Here is a 16,321-nt window from a genome sequence, read left to right as displayed (position 1 = left end):
CGAACAGGTCCTCTCCCGCGTCCACCGGACCGGCCGCGGGGTCACACCCTGAGCGGATCGCGGTCCCCCGCGGTGTGGCTCCCCGCCGGTGACGGTGCGGGTCACCGCTCCCGCCGTGACCACCAGGGCGTCGTAGGGGAGGTCGAACGCCGGTCCTGTCCGTCACCGCGCCCGCGGTCACCCCTGTCGCAGCGCTACCGCACACGTGTCCCGCGTCGCCTCGTCACACGTTCGCGCTCCAGTGCCTCTCAAGGATCTCGGCCACCTCCGCGGGCCGCTGGAGTACCGGCCAGTGGTTGCAGTCCATCTCGATCACCTCGGACCCGTGCAGGGAGTCCCCGAGCTTGTGTCCGAACTCGATCTGGCAGGCGGGGTCGAGCTTGCCCCAGAAGACCAGGCACGGCGCCGACACCGCGGAGAGTCCCGGCTCCCACTCCGCCCCCATGGTGACCGCAGACCGGTACAGCCTGAGGATGGAGTCCTTCATCGGCTCGTCCAGGCGGCTCATCATGTCCTTGGCCAGGTCGATGGGCACGTCGAAGCCCGCCGCCACGTCGTCGGCGAAGGACTCCGTCCGCAGTTCACTCATGAACCGGTCGCCTTCGACCCGGTCCTGCCAGATCTTGGCCAACGGGTGCCACACGTAGCCCGAGTTGACCGGACCATTGCCCCCGGCCCAGGTGCGGACCAGGTCGGGACGCAGGGAGGCGACGCGGAGGGTCAGGATGCAGCCCCAGTCGTGTCCGACGAGGTCCACCGGCTCACCGATCCGCTCCAGCCGTTCGACGAGCCAGTCGACGTACTCCTCCTTGGTGGCTCCGAACCCGGCCGGGCGCGGAGCGCCGAACCCGGGAAGGTCCCAGGCTTCCAGGTCGGTCCTGGCCAGGTGCTGTCGCACGCCGTCCCATACGTGGTGGGTGTCGGGAACTCCGTGGATCAAGATCGCGGGCATGATTCCTCCATCGACGGACGGCGCATTGTGTGCGAGAGACCTGAACACATCTTGGCACACGGTGTGTATCACCCGTCGCGCCCCACCGACAGTGGCAACAACTGTGTGCAAGCCGCCGGTGTTCTGCTGTGAAGGGCCCATGGTGCATATGATGCTCCGAAACAGCTGCCACCGATGTTCGGTCGGATCGCGGCAGGGAGAGTCGAGGTTGAGAGGGAGACATGGTTCCGGCATCTCGCGCGGCACACAACATTGAGATCACCGCTGAGAGCCTCCAGGAGGACCTCAGCCGCCTGGAGTTGCAGAAGCGGGCGCTGGAGAGGGAACTCGCCGCCGTTGTCGCCCATCTGGGATCCGTCCAACGGGCCCTGAGTGCCCTTGAGTACGTGATGGCGACCCCTGCGGAAGCGACGCCGGTCAGGACGGCGACCGCCCCTGTCACCCCCTCGGACGATGTCACCCCGGTCTCTCGGCGGCCCGCAGCCCGCAAGGGAGCCGGGAAGAAGCGGGAGCCCCTCTCACAGGCCGACACGGAGCGCACGTACGGCAGGCTGACCGAAGAGATCCTGGAGTACCTCGCACAGGTCGGTGACACCGATGTGCGCGCCCGCGATGTGGCAACGGCGTTGGGTCGCGCCACCGACAGTGGCAGTATCAACGCGATCCGCAGCACACTCGACCGCCTCGTCGGCGCGTCCCGGATCAGGCGTACCGGCCGGGGTCTGTACCGCGCCCAACGGCCCTGATCAGCGCGGTGCCCGAGGCCCACTCGGTCACGTGGACGAACCGCGTCTCAGGGGCAGCGGACCCGGCCTCGCGCTCTTCTCTCACGCGCTCTCTTCGCTGAGGCTGAGGCTGAGCCGGTCGACCGCCCACGGCATGAGCTCCTTGGCCACCGCGAGGCTGAACGGCCTCACCAGTGAACGGAGTTCGGCGCAGGCGGCCGGGCCGAGCGTGGTGTAAGGAAGCGCCGCCAGCCTGTCGGTGGTGTGCTCGATCTCCGCCCTGCGCCGCGTACCGTCCTCGGTCAGGGCCAGGTCGGGTCCGTCGTCGAGCCAGCCACGCTCACGCAGGTCCTCCACGGCCTGTTCCCACTGCTCCGGCGTCCACGCCCGCGAGTCGCGCAGCGCCGCCACGCTGATGTCGCCGGTGGCGGCGTGCGTGACGAGAGCCTCGATCCCGCTCAGCCCGGCAGCCAGCAGCGCCGCCACATGGCCGTCGCCACGGAACTCCCGCAGCAGCGTCTGCGCGTGCCAGAGCACGAGGTGGGGTGCGTCCGGCCACGGCAGTGCGGCGTGCGCGGCGAAGAGGGGGCGGCCCTGTGGATGGCTCACGGTCGCTTCAGCAGCGGTACGGGCCAGTTCCGCCGCGCGGACCAGCGCCGGTGAGGAGACGTCCGCGCCGAGGATGCGGCGGAGCGTGGCGTCGATCCCGGCGAGCCGGGCGGCGGTGAACTGCTGCGGCGTGGCGGCTTCCCACGCCGCGGGTATGGCTCGGCGTACCAACTGGGGGTTGAAGTTGTAGAACGTGGCGATGACCAGATCCGCCGGCGCGGCGCCGAGCGCGGCGGAGCGGGACGCGAAGTACCCCGTCCTGGCGTCCACGCCCAACTCGGCGTACTGGCCTGCGGATTCGGGCGAGAAGTAGACGGCCCCGTGGTAGGGCTCGAGCGTTCTCCAGGTCTGGCGCGCGAGGGCCAGGCTGTCGCCGTCCGTGTTCTGCGTCATGAGGGGTTCGCCGTCCTGTGGCAGATGAAGTGTCCATCGAGCACACGACGGCGCGCGGGGCACACCCTCGTACCGTCTGGTCGGTACGCTATCGGAGAACGGGCTCCGGCGGCTACCGCCCTTCTCTCCTCACCAAAGGTACGACCCACAACGGCAGTTCAGTCCTTGGGGCCGAACAAGTAGGCGTTGGCGATGTCGATGAGTGCCGCGCCCCGGTAGTCGGGGTAGCGCGCGGTGATGGCCTCCTTGTAGGCGTCGCCGTCGTCGCCGAGCAACTCGCGCCCGGCGTCGACGTAGTCGGTGAGTTCGGCCCAGACCGCCGGGCCGGTCGGCTCGCCGTGGCCGGGCAGGACGGTGTCGTACCCGGTCTCGGCGGCGAAGCGGTCGATGTTGGCCTGCCAGCCGTCGAAGTCCTTGTCCAGGAACCACAGGTGGGTGTGGTCGTAGACGACGTCCTGGGCGACCAGTACGCCCTGTTCGGGCAGCTTGATCACGAGGGTGGTGTGGATCTCGCCGCCGGTCACCTTCTCGAACACGAAGGGGACGCCGTCGACGACTTCGATGCCCGGGGTGATCGCCACAGTCGGGGTCATGCCGGCGAGCGGGATCGGGGTTCCGGTGGGCAGGTCGGTCTTGTCGTCCATGGCGACGATCGCCGCGATGGTCTCCGGCAGGGCGTGTACGGGGACGTCGAAGCGGGCCGCGCCCTGGTAGTGGTCGGGGTGCGCATGGCTGATGACCAGGCGGTCGAGCGGCTTGCCGAGCCCTCGGGCGTAGGCGGCGGCCTCGTCGGCGTAGGCCAGGACGAACTGGGCGTCGACGGCGATGATCCGCGACGGCGTCTCGATCAGTTGGGTGGTGACGGCGAGGCCGTCCTCGGGCGCGGTGTAGCTGTGGATGCGTATCGGGCCCTTGTCGATGACGGTGACGGTGCCGTGCATGGTCGTACTCCTGATGGAGGCGGGGGGTGGAGGATTTCGTGGGCGCCGGGAGAACAGGTCGGCCTCGGCGCTTACGCCTGTTCGTTGATGAGCCCGGCGTAATGGCCCAGATCGCGCTCGATCTCGTCGAGACCGATCTCGGCGATGGCCTTCCCGAGTCGCGGCAACCGGCCCTGGAATCCCGGCCAGTTGACGGACTCCGCGAACTCGGCCCAGGACGCGCGCAGATCGGCCACGGGCGGCAGGGTCGACCGGTTGATCTGCGCCTTGGCACCCAGGACGGACGCCCTGTCGAAGGACGCGATGCGCGCCGCGACACCGTCGACGAAGGCGTCGAGTTCGGCGTCGGGGACGGCCCGGGTCACCCACCCGTACCGTTCGGCCGTATCGGCGTCGTAGTCCTGGCCGGTGAGGATCGCTTCGAGTGCGCGGTCGCGCCCCAGCAGCCGGGCCAGACGGTCGCTGCCGCCACCTCCCGGGACGATGCCGATCGCGACCTCGGGCTGGCAGAAGAACGCCTCCTCGCGGCTGGCGTAACGCAGGTCGAAGGCCAGGGCGATCTCGTCCCCGCCACCCCGCGTGCGCCCGCGGATGGAGGCGATGCTGATGAACGGGGCGCCGGTCAGGCGGGTGACGAGTTCGACCCACGTCGGGGTCCCGTCCGCGGCGTTCAGGGCCAGGAGTTCAGGCACCTGGCCGAGGTCGGCGTGGTTGAAGAAGTATCCGGGCGTGCCGCTGTCGAAGACGACGGCCTGGGCCTGCTCGTCCCTGCTCAACTCGTCGACGACGTCGAGCAGTTGCGTGACGGTGTCCGCGCCGACGACATTCACCGGCGGATTCGTGAAGGTGACCCTGCGGATCTTGGGCGCCACGGTCTCGATCGTGAACATGTTGGGCTCCAGTGCTGAGGGGGGTTGTCAGCGGTCGAGGAAGGTGTTCACCTCGGTGCCGAACGTGACGGCGTACTGGTAGAGGAAGCCGTGGCCGGCGTCCGGGTAGATGTGCAGTCGGGCGTCGGGGAGGTACTCGGCCAGCAGGCGGGAGTTCTTGGCGGGCATGAGCATGTCGCTCTCGCCGTCGGCGACCAGGGTGGGCTGGAAGAGGGCGCGCAGGCGTACGAACTTGGACTTGTCGGGGATGCCCCACTCGGACCAGGAGGTGAACTGGTGGTCGCGGGTGACAAGGCTGGAGGGGGCGTCGTGGTCGGTGGTGCGCTCGCCGAGGCGCCGCAGGAACTCGCCCCCTGCGGCCTGGCTGGAGGCGGTGTTCTTGAAGAAGAGGAAGAGGTAGTCCGCGGGGCCGGGGTTGTCCTTGAGGGTCCGCTGCAAGATGTTCGGGTCGGTTGTGCGCTGGTCCACTCCGCCCTGGGGGCCGGTGGCGGCCAGGACGACGCGGCGGACCTGCCAGGGGCGGCGCAGCGCGACCTCCTGGGCGACCTCGCCGCCGAGGGAGAAGCCGAACACGTCGTAGCGGGGCAGCTTGAGGGCGTCGATGAAGTCGATGGCGTCCAGGGCCATCTGCTGGACGGTGCTGGGGGTGGTGCCGGTGGAGCCGCCGACGCCGGCGTTGTCCACGAGGATGACCTCGCGCTTGGCGGCGATGGTGTCGATGAGCTGGGGGTCCCAGTTGTCGAGGGTGCCGCGGAAGTGGTGGAGGAAGACCAGGGGGACGCCGCCCGTGCGGGGGTGGCCGAAGCGGCGGTACTGGTAAGTGATGCCGTTGGCGGCCGTGACGCGCAGGTTGGGAGCGGTGCTCGCGCTCTCGGTGGTCTGCGTCCGGGTGACCGGGTGCCGCGTGCCGCTGACGGCGTTGGCCATGCTCGGTGCCGTGGCGGTGAGGGCCGCGACGACCGACACGCCGGCCAGCGCCATCGCGGTGCGCCGGGAGATACGGGTGGGTCGATCGGTGGAAGACATGCCATTTCCTCGGGTCGGGCCGGAGGTCTCCCCCGGCGCGCTGAACGACTGTGCCGAGCCGGGTCCGCCGTAGAGACTCCGCATGATCGACATGTCCAGAAGCTAGGCAGCGGCGCTGTCGTCGGAAACCATCCCGGGCGCCCGGCGGGGTCATCCCCCAGGGCGAACCAGTCCGCTCTCGTAGGCCACGACGACGGCCTCTATCCGGTCGCGGACGCGCAGTTTGGCGACGATGCGGGCCACGTGGGTCTTGACCGTGGTCTCGCCGAGGAACAGCTTCCCGGCGATCTCCGCGTTGTTCAGCCCGCGGGCGACCAGGCTCAGCACCTCGCGCTCGCGGTCGGAGAGTACGTCGAGGCGTTGGTCGGTGAGGGGGGCGACGGCGCCCGTGACGTACCGGTCGATCAGCCGCCGCGTCACCGACGGGGCGATCACCGCGTCGCCGCGCAGCACACCGCGGATGGCGACGAGCAGCTCGGCGGCCGGCGTGTCCTTGACGAAGAAGCCGTCCGCTCCCGCGCGCAGAGCCGCGTAGGCGTACTCGTCGCGGTCGCACCCGGCAAGGACGAGCACGCGCGTGTCGGGCAGGGCGGCCCGCACTTGCGCGGTGGCCGCGATGCCGTCCAGGTGCGGCATCCCCATGACGACGAGGTCGGGGCGCAGCGTGAGCGCCTGTGCCACGGCCGCCTCGCCGTCCCCGGCCTCGCCGACGACCGTGAGATCCGGCTGGCCGTCCACCACCATGCGCAGTCCGACCCGCATCAACTCCTGGTCGTCACAGACCAGTACGCCGGCCTCGGTCATGGCGCCCCTCCCCCGGACCGCACCGCCCACGCCGACCGGCGCTCTTCGGACACGGCCAGGGCGACGACGATCGCGGCGGCGGCGACGGCCGACAGGTACGCCGGGGCCGTCGTCGTGACGGCGCAGCCGATGACCAGAGCGGACAGCGCGAGCAGCCGTGGCCGGAGCAGGTCGTCGAACAGGGTCGCCCCGTGCCATGCCTGCGGGACGAGGTAGAGGGCCGGCCCGCCGAACAGCAGCAGGTTCGTGGTGATACCGGCGTGTTCCAGGGGGTGGGCGATGACGCGTTCGTCGGCCACGGCCACGGCGATCAGCCCGGCGACCGAGGCCATGAGGCTGATGACGCCGCTGCGCGCGGCCCGCATCGGGTCCTCGGTCCTCAGGAAGTGGCGTACGACGCGCTCGGAGCGGCTGAAGAACAGCCAGAACAACGCGACCGTGCCCGTGAGTGCCACACCGCTGGTCAGCAGGGTCATCGGCTCGTACGGGCCGTGGTGAGCGCGGTGCCGGTGGTCATGACCGTCTCGCCCAGCGCGATGATCACGAACAGGCGTCCGCGCTCCAGCAGGTGCCCACCGGCGAAGCCGACCTGCCGCGACTCCAGCCGGCGGCCGGGCAGCGGGTGGGCCGTCCAGGTGCCCGCCAGCTCGATCGTCAGCGCCACGGCCCACCACCCCAGCCGCGCGCCGCCGTCGGCCGCCGCGCCGGTCAGCCACAGGGGTGCGGCGGCCGCGAACCAGACCAGCACGCGGCGGAAGTGCTCCTGGTTGACCGCGTCGAGGCCCACCCCGAGCAGCCATACCGTCCGGCCGAGGTGGATCAGCAGGAACGTGACGACGAAGACCCACCCGGCGTCGCCGAAGGCGCGCGGGATCGCGGCGTTCATGAACAGTCCGACGAGCATGACCGCCAGCAGCATCCGCCGGGTCCGCGGGTCCTCGGCCGGGACGAGGGTGACCGCCCAGGCGGTGTACGCCCACGCCGCGTAGACCGCGAGGTAGAGGACGAGGGTCTGGGCGGCGCCGGTCCACGTCGGGTGCGCCAGCAGCTGATGCGAGAGCTGGCCGATCGCGAAGACGTAGACCAGGTCGAAGAACAACTCCAGCGGCGTGACCTCGCGGCGCACCTGATCGCTGGTCAACTCCACGACGAACCTCCTGGTGGACGGATTCTCGGCGTTGCTCAGCCGGCGAGGAAGGCCGTCACCTGGGTGGCGAAGTCCTCGGCGCGCTGGAAGAGGAAGGCGTGCCCGGCGTCGCTGTAGGCGACGAGGGTGGCGTGGGGCAGGTGCCGTACGGCGGTGTAGGCGGCCAGGGGAGTGATCATCACGTCCTGCATCCCGGTCGCGTACAGGACGGGCCGGTGGATGCTCGCCAGGTCCGCGCGCACCTGCTCGAAGGGGATCGCCGCGTCCTTCGCGATCGCGGTGAGCTGGCCCATGGCCGCCGCCTCGGACACCGCGGGGAGCCCGGTGGCCAGCCGCGCGGACACCCTGGCGAGGTGGGCGTGACCGGCGGCGCGTCCGGTGTCCGTCTCCGGGAAGAACAGGAACACCAGGTCGTCCCCCGTGACCTCCGGCTTGGTCATGGTGGCCCGCACCTTCGGGTCCGGGTCGGGCGCTCCGGGCACCGTGCCGCCGGGGTTGGCGGCGGCCACGACCAGCCTGCGCACGAGGTCGGGCCGGGTGCGGGTGATGTGCTGGGCGACCGTGCCGCCCAACGTCCAGCCCAGCAGGTCGACTTGGGCGAGGCCGAGGGCCTCGATGAACTCGACGGCGCCGTCGGCCATCCCCTCGACGGAGTCGCGCGGGGTGCCGGTGGTGTAGCCGGTGCCGACGTTGTCGAACACGATCACGTCGTGCTCGGCGGCCAGGTGGTCCAGAAGTTCCGGGTCCCACCAGTCGAGGGTTCCCCGGACCCGGTTCAGAAGCACCAGCGGGGTGTTGCCGGTCGGGCCGAAGCGCCGGTAGGTGAAGGTCGCGGAGGGGCCGTCGACGGTGAGGTTCTCGGCGGCGTCTGCCAGATAGGTGCTCATGGGAGCTTTTCCTGTCGTTGTTGTCGGGAGGCGGGGGCTGGACGTCAGGCGGCGGGCAGGCGGTTGAGCTTGCGCAGCTGCTGGTCGAACATGCGGGAGGGGACCAAGCGGCGCATGGTGCGGACGCGTCCGGTGATGGCGCCGGCGGTGTAGCGCAGCCTGGGCTTGGCGTCGGTCGCCGCCGCGACGATCTCCTTGGCGACGACGGCGGGCTCGTCGCCGTCCTTGACCGCCTGGGCCATGTACTCCTCGAAGACGTGCCTCTGGCGGGCGTAGACGTCCAGGGGCTGGTCGGGACGGACGCTGGCGGCGTCGAACGCGGTGCTGGTCCAGGCGGGTTCGACGAGCAGGACCCGTACGCCGTACTCGCGGACCTCGTGGTCGACGGACTCGGAGTAGCCCTCGACGGCGTGCTTCGAGGCGGCGTAGACGGCCATGTAGGGCTGCGGCATGAACCCGACGATGGACGAGATGTTGACGATGCGTCCGCCGCGCTGGGCACGCATGTGGGGCAGGACGGCGTTCGTCATCCGGATGACGCCGAGGACGTTGATGTCGAACAGGCCCTGCGCCTGCCCGGCGGAGCTCTCCTCGGCGGCGCCCGCCGAGCCGATACCGGCGTTGTTGACCAGGACGTCGATGCGCCCGAACTTCTCGATCACCTCGCCGACCGCAGCGGTCACCGACGCGTCGCTCGTGACATCGAGGTCGAGGAAGGTCACGCCCTTGAGCGGGGTGACGTGCGTGGTGTCGCGGCTGGTGCCGATCACCTCGTGGCCCGCTGCGGCCAGCGCGAGGGCGGCTGCCCTTCCGATGCCGGAGGACGCGCCGGTCACGAGGGCTACGGGTCGTGTTGTCGTCATCTTGGACTCCTGGTTCCGGGACCGGGGGCGATCCCTGATCGGTTTCATCAACGTATCAGTTAATCCAGAAGAAGCAACATCGATGCATCAATTAAGGGGGTACTCGTAGCGTTCACGTATCATCTACAGAGGGACAAGAGCGTGAGCCGACGAGACAGGAGACAGACATGGGCCGAGCACTGCGGGCAGATGCCGAGCGCAGTGTGCGCGCGATTCTGGAGGCGGCCGAGCAGGTCCTCGCCCAGGACGCGGGCGCTTCGATGGAGCAGATCGCCGAGGCCGCGGGACTGACCAGGATCACGGTGCACCGGCGGTTCGCGAACAGGCAGGCGCTTCTGGAGGCGCTCGCCGTATCCGCGAAACAGCAGCTCATCGACGCCATCGAGGAAGCCCGCCCGGACGCCGCGCCCGCCCTCGTCGCCCTGCACCGGGTGACCGCGAACGTGCTGCGGGTCAAGAGCACCTGGCGCTTCACCCTCAGCCACGCCACGGCTCACACCGAAACCGCCGCCGCCCTCTGGGAGGAGATCGACACCCACACCGTCTCTCTCCTGACCCGGGCGCAGCACGAGGGGCTGCTGGCGCCGGGTGCCGACCTGGACTGGGCGCGGCAGGTGTACTACGCCCTGCTCAGCGAAGCCATCGACAGGCCGGGCGCGGAGCAGGACCCGGACGCACTGGCCGCACTGGTCGTCGACACCCTGCTGCACGGCTCGGGGCCACGCGGCTGAGCCTCAACGGCTCGGCCGAACCAGGTACTGCGCGAGGAGCCCGGGTTCCGCCTCAGGGGCGGGGAAGCGTGTCCAGGAATCGGTGGAGGGACGACTTCATGTCCTCCACGAAGGAGTCACGGGTCCGTTCGGGGACCAGGTCCAGGGACAAGTACGGGTTGAGGTCCTCCAGTTCGACGAGAAGCAGTTCGCCGTCCTGGGTGCGGCAGGCGTCTACGCGCTGGATGCCGTGGTCGAGGGTGTTCCAGTCGATGAAGCGCCCGGCGAAGGCGAGGTCGGCGTCGGTGGGCTCGTAGGGTTCGAGGACCCAGCGCCGCTCGGGGTCGGGGGTGCGGAGGGCGTACTGGAAGGCGTCGTCGATGTAGTAGAAGGACACCTCGTAGCGGAAGTCGATGCGCGGTTGGACGAGGATGTCGCCGTAGGCGAGGTCGTCCAGTTGCTTCCGGGGCAGGAAGGTCAGGCCGATGGAGTCCGCGCCCGCCTTCGGCTTGACGGCGTACTGGCCGGCCTCGGGCAGCAGGTACAGATCCTCGGGCCGGTCGATGGTGGGGATGACCGGGTATCCAGCGGCGGTCAGGTCCAGCAGGTACTGCTTGCCCGCCATGTCCCCCCGGCCGGACAGCGGGTTGTAGATCCCGGTGCCGCGGGCCGTGGCCTGGTCCCGGAAAGCGTCGTACTCCTTCTGGTAGTGCAGCACGGGCCCGCTGTTGCGGACCACGACACCGTCGAAGGCGTCCATCAGCGCGGCGGCGTCCAGCGGGTGACACAGGGCGATGTCGAAGGCGTCCCGCAGCCGAGAGGTCAGGAAGATGTCCTCGTCGCAGTAGCGTCGCCCCCGGGCCTGGTAGGCGAGGTCGGTCACGAACAGAACTTTGCGGCGGTCGGGCATCGCGGATCTCCTGAGGTCGTGCAGCGAATCTACAGGAGTACGGGTGTACGACAGGGTTCGGTGTCGCCGCTGGACTCGACAGGCGGGCAGGCGTGCCGCCCGCGACGTCATCGGCGTTCAGCGCCTTCACCAGTTCGCCACCCCGAGCGTCTCGTGCCGTGGCGGCCTCGGCGGACACGGGCCACCGGCGGCTTGAGGCGCTCGCGGCGTTGTGGGATCCGGGCAGCTTCGAACTGCTGGACAGGCTCGGGTTACGGTCCGGATGGCGATGTCTGGAGGTGGGTTCGGGCACCGGTTCGCTGGCGCGCTGGCTGACCTACCGATGTCCCCGCGGTGAGGTCGTCGCCACCGATGTGGACATGCGGTTCCTGGACGACAGGGCGGGAGAGGGCCGCCCGAACCTGTGCGTGCTGCGCCATGACGTGGTGGAGGGACCGGAGTTCGCCGCCGGTCCGTTCGACCTGGTGCGCACCCGGGCGGTACTCGTCCATCTGCCGGACCGGGCCGAGGTGGTCGCCCGCATGGCCCGCTGGCTGATGGTGGAAGAGCCGGCCATCTCTCCGGCAAGCTCCTCGCCGCATCCGCTGCCGAAGGCTGGTGAGCGCCTGATCCGCCTGAGCGGAACACAGGGCAGGATAGAGGTCGAGGAACACGTCCCAGTGCTCACATGCCTCCTCCAGATGACCGAGATCGAGAAGGATCTCGGCGAGTCTCGCCCGAGTGAGCGCGTACGGTCGGCGCCGGCCAGGAGGACGGTGCCGCAGCGCGCTCCGCGACGGCGAGGTCTGTCAGAGCGCCTCCCGGGCTGCCGTCGACGGCCCGTGCCAGCGCGCGCTGGGTGAGCAGGAAGGCGCGCAACGCCGGATCCTCGCTGCGACCGGCCGTGTCGAGCGCGGCCTCGGCCAGGCGCGTGGCCTGCGGCGGGTTCTCCAGGCGCAGGGCGTGGGTGGCATAGGTGTGCCGGTCGTCCGCCCGACGGGCTAGGCGCAGCGCGGCTCCGTGGTACTGATGGGCCGCCCGGTGGAGCCCCGCGTCGACGGCCGTCACGGCCAGAAGATGCGTCAACTGCGCTCCCAGGACGAGCAGTTCGCGTACGAGAGCGTGGTGAACACGCCGATCATGCCGCGAATCCGGTCGATGCCACCGTTCGTCACCTTGCCGGCGCCGACCGGCAGGGTGAGAGCACCGTCGCAGCGCCCAGCGGCCAGGTCTGTTTCATCAGCAACGCTCGGCGGCCTGGGTCAGTACCTGGGCGACGAATTCGGGAACCGGGGGACGGGGTCACGACCCCGACAACCAGTGCGCGACCGAACTCCGGTCGTACCGGAGTGTCATCCCGTGCGCGGCTCCACGGGTGTTGACGGCATGGGCCAACTGTCCGGCGCTCCACCGCCCCTCCGCGAGCAGGCCGGCCAGCCACTCGTTCCTTCCCCGGCGTGACACCGTGACGCCCCCTTCGGCTTCGACGGTGAGAGCGGGCCGGCTAGCGGGTGAGCGGAGCCGTGAAAGTGACCGTCGTCGGGCCGCTGACCGAACTGACGCCTGCTCCCAACAAGCAGGCCAACTGGTCGTCGGCGAGCAGGGTGACCTCGGTGACAACCTTGTCACCCTCGAATTCGCCGTCCACGACCGTCCCGGTGCTGACGGTGACGACGTCCCCGTTGGGCCTGAGAGCGGCGACGCTGGTGATCTGCGCCGTCGACGTACGGCCGTTGTTCCACGTGAACGTCAAGGTCCCGGACGCGCTGCCGGTGAGGCAACTGGCTGTCGCGGTCGAGCTGCCGCCGAACGTGCCGGACGTCAGGGTCGGGTCGCTGGAGATCGCGCAGCCCACCTGAGCGCTGGAGGTGATGGCGGTGGGCCTCGGGATGGGCTGTAGCGGCGGAGCGTAATGGGCTGCGACAGTGCCCGCGCAGGACAGGTCGACGACCGCGGCCTGCGCCGGGGCGGCAGCGCCGAGGAGGAGTCCGGCGGGCAGCAGAACGGTGGCGGCCAGGACGGGGAGACGTGTGCGTTCCAAGAGTGGTCCTCCTTGATGGGGGCGCCCCGTCGACCGGCGCCACGGAAAGTGACGGCTCGACTACAAGCTAAGAGGGGTTGAGGAGGCTCGCCAGCCGACAGCACCGCTCCTGCTGGTTACGACGGAGGGTGAGTGTGCTCCGTGCCGCGCCACTCCCCCGGCCTAATGACGGGCTCGGGCCAGCTCCCGTACCAGCAGGTCGACCTCCTCGCGGGTGTTGTAGAACGCGAAGGACGGGCGTACCGCGGCGTTCAGGCCGTACCGCCGCAGGACCGGCTGGGCGCAGTGGTGGCCGGCGCGGACGGCGATGCCGGCGTCGTCGAGCGCGTCGGCGATCCGGGCGGGGTCGGTGCCGTCGATGGTGAAGGCGGTGACGCCGACTCCGTCCGCCGGTCCGAGCAGGCGCAGACCTGGGACTTCGGCCGCGAGTTGCCGCCGGGCGTACGCGACGAGTGCCGCCTCGTACGCGTGCGCCGCGTCCAGCCCGACGGACTGCACATAGTCGACTGCCGCGCCGAGCCCGACCGCGCCGGCGATATGACCGGTGCCGGCCTCGAACTTCTGCGGCGGCGCCGCGTACTGGGTGTGTTCGAAGCTCACGGATGTGATCATCGAGCCGCCGCCCTGCCATGGCGGCATCTCCTCCAGCAGTTCGGTGCGGCCGTAGAGGACACCGATGCCGGTGGGGCCGAACAGTTTGTGCCCGGACAGCGTGTAGAAGTCGGCGCCCAGGGCGGTGACGTCCACCCGCAGGTGGGGTACGGCCTGGGCGCCGTCCACCACCACGACGGCGCCGTGGGCGTGTGCGGCGTCGGCCATCGCGCGCACGGGCAGGACAGTGCCCAGCACGTTAGACACGTGCGCGAGCGCGACGATCCGCGTACGCGGCCCGAGCAGAGCGCGGTAGGCGGTCAGGTCGACCGTGCCGTCGTCGTGGAGCGGCGCGACCCGTAGCCGGGCGCCCTTCTGCGCGCACAGCATCTGCCAGGGGACGATGTTGGCGTGGTGCTCAAGGGTGGTGAGCACGATCTCGTCGCCGGCCTGCACGCGGATCCGGCCGCAGGTCTGGGCGACCAGGTTGATCCCCTCCGTGGCGCCACGGACGAACACGATCTCCTCGGCCCGCGGTGCGCCGACGAAGGACGCGATACGGGCCCGTGCCTCCTCCAGCAGGGTGGTGGCCTCGCGGGCGAGGGTGTGGGCACCGCGGTGGACGTTGGAGTTGTGACGGGCGTAGAAGACGCGTACCGCCTCGATGACCTGGTGTGGTTTGTGCGCGGTGGCGGCGCTGTCGAGCCAGACCAGCGGGCGCCCCCGAACGGTCCGGGACAGGGCGGGAAAGTCGGCGCGTACGGCGGCGACGGGGAAGGCCGGCGGGGCCGAGGCGGTCTGCTCCAGCCAGTAACGGGCGGCGGCTCTCATGCGTACTCGTGGTAGTGGGCGACCTGCACGCGCTCCAGCATGCCGAGCGCGTCGTCCACGAGTACGGCCACCGAGAAGTACGAGCTGACCAGGTGTGAGGCGACCGCCCGCCGGTCGAGTCCCATCGGCTGCACCGCCAGCCCCGGGGCGTGCTCGTGGGGCAGCCGGTCCGGCCGCAGCCCCACGACACCGCGGTTGTCCTCGCCGACCCGCAGCAGCAGGATGCTGGAGGTGCAGTCCACCGGATCGACCGGGATCTTGTCCGTGGGCACCAGCGGGACACCGCGCCAGCTCAGGAACGGGCTGCCGTGCATCTCGAAGATCGCGGGCGGCACGCCTCGGCGGGTGCACTCGCGTCCGAAGGCCGCGATCGTGCGGGGGTGGGCGAGGAAGAACGCGGGCTGCTTCCACACCACGGCGAGCAGGTCGTCGAGGTCGTCGGGGGTCGGCGGGCCGCTGCGGGAGCGGACCCGGAAGGCGGGGGCGACGTTGTGCAGGAGGCCGAACTCCGGATCGTTCAGCAGCTCCCGCTCCTGCCGCTCCAGGATCAGTTCGATGGTCAGCCTCAGCTGCTCCTCGTGCTGGTCGAGGGGAACGTTGTAGAGGTCCGAGACACGGGAGTGCATCCTCAACACCGTCTGGGCGACGGCGAGTTCACGCTCGTTCGGGGCTGTTTCGTAGTCGACGAAGGTCTCCGGCAGCTCCGCCTCACCCTGATGCCCGGCGGCGACGGCGGACATCGCCTCGCCGACTGCGGCTCTCCCCTCGCCGCCACTGCGGTACGACGCGAAGGCGCGCGCGAGTTCGGGGTGCCGCTCCTCCAGCTGCCGTACCCGGTCCAGGTCCAGGACGAGCAGGGTGCTGTTGGTCAGCGCGACGACGGTATGCGGCCAGTCACCGCCCTTCAGGAACGCCTCCTCGTCGAAGAACTCCTCCTCCCCCATGATCCCGAGCACGGTCGGCTCCCCGTAGTGCCCGGTGCCCCGCCGCTCCAGCCGGCCGTGTGCGACGACGTACAGCCCGTCGGCGGGCATGCCGGCCTCGGCCAGTGTGGTTCCGGCCACGACGCGTCTGGGGCGGAACGCTTCGGCGACCGCCGTCAGCAGGCGCGGGTCGGTCACGTCGCGCAGCGCGAGCAGCTCACGCATGTCCTCCACGAGGATCCGGCTGCCGCCGTCACCGCCCTCCAGCAGGGTGATCCTCCCGTCACCCACGGCGTAGGCGACGCATCGGTTGATCCGATAGGTGCCCGACTCCACCGTCGCCCAGGGCAGCAGACGCAGCAGCCAGCGCGGAGTGGTCAAAGACAGCTGGGCCGGGGCCTTGGTGGTATTGGCGATGCTGCGGGCGGCACGAGTCCCGAGGCTGGTGGAGATGGGGGGCTGGGGGCTTTCCTCTGTGACTGGATGACTCACGGCGGTCCCTCCCTGGACTTCCTGAAACCAGGGATTCCCTCTTCCCACGCCCGCTAAATCACTCGTTTTGGTGTCTTGACCCGATGAAGATTCATTCCTCACCATAATTCTTGGCACGGCGCTTGTACGACAGCAGGAGGATCGATGAAGATCACCGGAACTGTCCTCACACACTGGGAAGGGCCGTTGGACCAGGGAGGGGGGCGTATGGCCTTCGGTTCCGGCGCGGCCTCTCCGGATCTGCGCTATCCGCTCAGCCCGGTCCCGCCGCAGCGGGAGACATCACCCGAAGAACTGATCGCGGCGGCCCAGGGAGCCTGCTTCACGATGATGCTCTCGCACGTCCTCACGGAGGCGGGAACACCGCCCAGTCGCGTCACCACGGAGTGCGACGCGACGTTGAACGTCGGCAAGGGGTTCACCCACATCGCCATCAAGGTCCAGGCCGAGGTCCCCGGCATCAGTGCCGAGCAACTGCGGGAGGCCGCCGCGACCGCCGAGCAGCGCTGCCCCGTCAGCCGAGCACTGCAGGCGATTCCGTCCACCGTGGAGACAGTGCTGATCTGAGAGATGCAGGCGCCGCCCGGGGTCCGTCCGGTCGTCGCGC

General features: G+C 70.1%; 17 protein-coding genes and 1 pseudogene. 4 read left to right on the top strand and 14 right to left on the bottom strand.

Going from position 1 to position 16,321, the window contains the following annotated elements; genetic code table 11:
- Positions 1 to 223: 223 nt before the first annotated feature.
- Complete coding sequence (locus J8M50_RS24760; RefSeq protein ID WP_010359054.1) at positions 224 to 952, bottom strand: alpha/beta fold hydrolase; 729 nt, start codon at positions 950 to 952, stop codon at positions 224 to 226.
- A gap of 221 nt (positions 953 to 1,173) precedes the next feature.
- On the opposite strand from J8M50_RS24760, the gene J8M50_RS24755 reads away from it, so the two are divergent.
- Entirely contained in the window at positions 1,174 to 1,698 is a 525-nt protein-coding gene (locus tag J8M50_RS24755) for a hypothetical protein (RefSeq protein ID WP_010359055.1), read from the top strand.
- An 81-nt stretch (positions 1,699 to 1,779) separates the two neighbouring features.
- On the opposite strand, the gene J8M50_RS24750 is transcribed toward J8M50_RS24755, so the two are convergent.
- The 8 genes and pseudogenes from J8M50_RS24750 to J8M50_RS24715 all read right to left on the bottom strand — a co-directional run bounded on the left by J8M50_RS24750 (position 1,780) and on the right by J8M50_RS24715 (position 9,237).
- A complete protein-coding gene (locus tag J8M50_RS24750; RefSeq protein ID WP_010359056.1) occupies positions 1,780 to 2,679 on the bottom strand; it encodes an SCO6745 family protein in 900 nt (299 codons plus the stop codon).
- Positions 2,680 to 2,837: 158 nt separating this feature from the next.
- On the bottom strand, positions 2,838 to 3,620 hold the full coding sequence (locus tag J8M50_RS24745) for an MBL fold metallo-hydrolase (protein ID WP_010359057.1): 783 nt from the start codon (positions 3,618 to 3,620) through the stop codon (positions 2,838 to 2,840).
- Positions 3,621 to 3,691: 71 nt separating this feature from the next.
- Entirely contained in the window at positions 3,692 to 4,510 is an 819-nt protein-coding gene (locus J8M50_RS24740) for an enoyl-CoA hydratase/isomerase family protein (protein ID WP_010359058.1), read from the bottom strand.
- 27 nt (positions 4,511 to 4,537) lie between these two features.
- Complete coding sequence (locus J8M50_RS24735; protein WP_010359059.1) at positions 4,538 to 5,536, bottom strand: alpha/beta fold hydrolase; 999 nt, start codon at positions 5,534 to 5,536, stop codon at positions 4,538 to 4,540.
- Between the two features lie 150 nt (positions 5,537 to 5,686).
- Positions 5,687 to 6,340: a LuxR C-terminal-related transcriptional regulator gene (locus J8M50_RS24730; RefSeq protein WP_010359060.1), complete on the bottom strand. Its 654-nt coding sequence runs from the start codon at positions 6,338 to 6,340 to the stop codon at positions 5,687 to 5,689.
- Positions 6,337 to 7,466 (bottom strand): annotated as a pseudogene (locus tag J8M50_RS24725) (low temperature requirement protein A). Before J8M50_RS24725 ends, J8M50_RS24730 begins: the two are co-directional and overlap by 4 nt.
- Positions 7,467 to 7,522: 56 nt before the next feature.
- Positions 7,523 to 8,374: an alpha/beta fold hydrolase gene (locus J8M50_RS24720; protein WP_010359066.1), complete on the bottom strand. Its 852-nt coding sequence runs from the start codon at positions 8,372 to 8,374 to the stop codon at positions 7,523 to 7,525.
- 44 nt (positions 8,375 to 8,418) lie between these two features.
- On the bottom strand, positions 8,419 to 9,237 hold the full coding sequence (locus J8M50_RS24715) for an oxidoreductase (RefSeq protein ID WP_040838189.1): 819 nt from the start codon (positions 9,235 to 9,237) through the stop codon (positions 8,419 to 8,421).
- A gap of 167 nt (positions 9,238 to 9,404) precedes the next feature.
- On the opposite strand from J8M50_RS24715, the gene J8M50_RS24710 reads away from it, so the two are divergent.
- Positions 9,405 to 9,968, top strand: coding sequence for a TetR/AcrR family transcriptional regulator (locus J8M50_RS24710; protein WP_010359068.1), 564 nt, complete (start codon positions 9,405 to 9,407; stop codon positions 9,966 to 9,968).
- A 52-nt stretch (positions 9,969 to 10,020) separates the two neighbouring features.
- Here J8M50_RS24710 and J8M50_RS24705 read toward each other — a convergent pair whose 3' ends face one another.
- Positions 10,021 to 10,857: an ATP-grasp domain-containing protein gene (locus J8M50_RS24705; RefSeq protein ID WP_010359069.1), complete on the bottom strand. Its 837-nt coding sequence runs from the start codon at positions 10,855 to 10,857 to the stop codon at positions 10,021 to 10,023.
- 158 nt (positions 10,858 to 11,015) lie between these two features.
- On the opposite strand from J8M50_RS24705, the gene J8M50_RS24700 reads away from it, so the two are divergent.
- A complete protein-coding gene (locus J8M50_RS24700) occupies positions 11,016 to 11,699 on the top strand; it encodes a class I SAM-dependent methyltransferase (RefSeq protein WP_010359070.1) in 684 nt (227 codons plus the stop codon).
- A gap of 439 nt (positions 11,700 to 12,138) precedes the next feature.
- Here the strand turns inward: J8M50_RS24700 and J8M50_RS24695 are convergent, their stop codons facing one another.
- The 4 genes from J8M50_RS24695 to J8M50_RS24680 all read right to left on the bottom strand — a co-directional run bounded on the left by J8M50_RS24695 (position 12,139) and on the right by J8M50_RS24680 (position 15,714).
- Positions 12,139 to 12,300: a hypothetical protein gene (locus J8M50_RS24695; RefSeq protein WP_158002831.1), complete on the bottom strand. Its 162-nt coding sequence runs from the start codon at positions 12,298 to 12,300 to the stop codon at positions 12,139 to 12,141.
- A 40-nt stretch (positions 12,301 to 12,340) separates the two neighbouring features.
- The gene (locus J8M50_RS24690) at positions 12,341 to 12,877 is read right to left on the bottom strand and encodes a hypothetical protein (RefSeq protein ID WP_010359071.1); all 537 of its coding nucleotides are present in this window, start codon (positions 12,875 to 12,877) and stop codon (positions 12,341 to 12,343) included.
- 162 nt (positions 12,878 to 13,039) lie between these two features.
- Complete coding sequence (locus J8M50_RS24685) at positions 13,040 to 14,299, bottom strand: SufS family cysteine desulfurase (RefSeq protein ID WP_010359072.1); 1,260 nt, start codon at positions 14,297 to 14,299, stop codon at positions 13,040 to 13,042.
- The gene (locus J8M50_RS24680) at positions 14,296 to 15,714 is read right to left on the bottom strand and encodes a family 2B encapsulin nanocompartment shell protein (RefSeq protein ID WP_050987386.1); all 1,419 of its coding nucleotides are present in this window, start codon (positions 15,712 to 15,714) and stop codon (positions 14,296 to 14,298) included. The genes J8M50_RS24685 and J8M50_RS24680 overlap by 4 nt, the downstream gene beginning before the upstream one ends.
- 144 nt (positions 15,715 to 15,858) lie before the next feature.
- Between J8M50_RS24680 and J8M50_RS24675 the strand changes: the two genes are divergently transcribed.
- Positions 15,859 to 16,281, top strand: coding sequence for an OsmC family peroxiredoxin (locus J8M50_RS24675; RefSeq protein WP_029184499.1), 423 nt, complete (start codon positions 15,859 to 15,861; stop codon positions 16,279 to 16,281).
- The last annotated feature ends 40 nt before the right edge of the window (positions 16,282 to 16,321 follow it).

It is taken from the genome of Streptomyces acidiscabies (assembly GCF_020010905.1).
Classification (GTDB): domain Bacteria; phylum Actinomycetota; class Actinomycetes; order Streptomycetales; family Streptomycetaceae; genus Streptomyces; species Streptomyces acidiscabies.
This window is presented reverse-complemented; position numbering and strand designations above follow the sequence as displayed.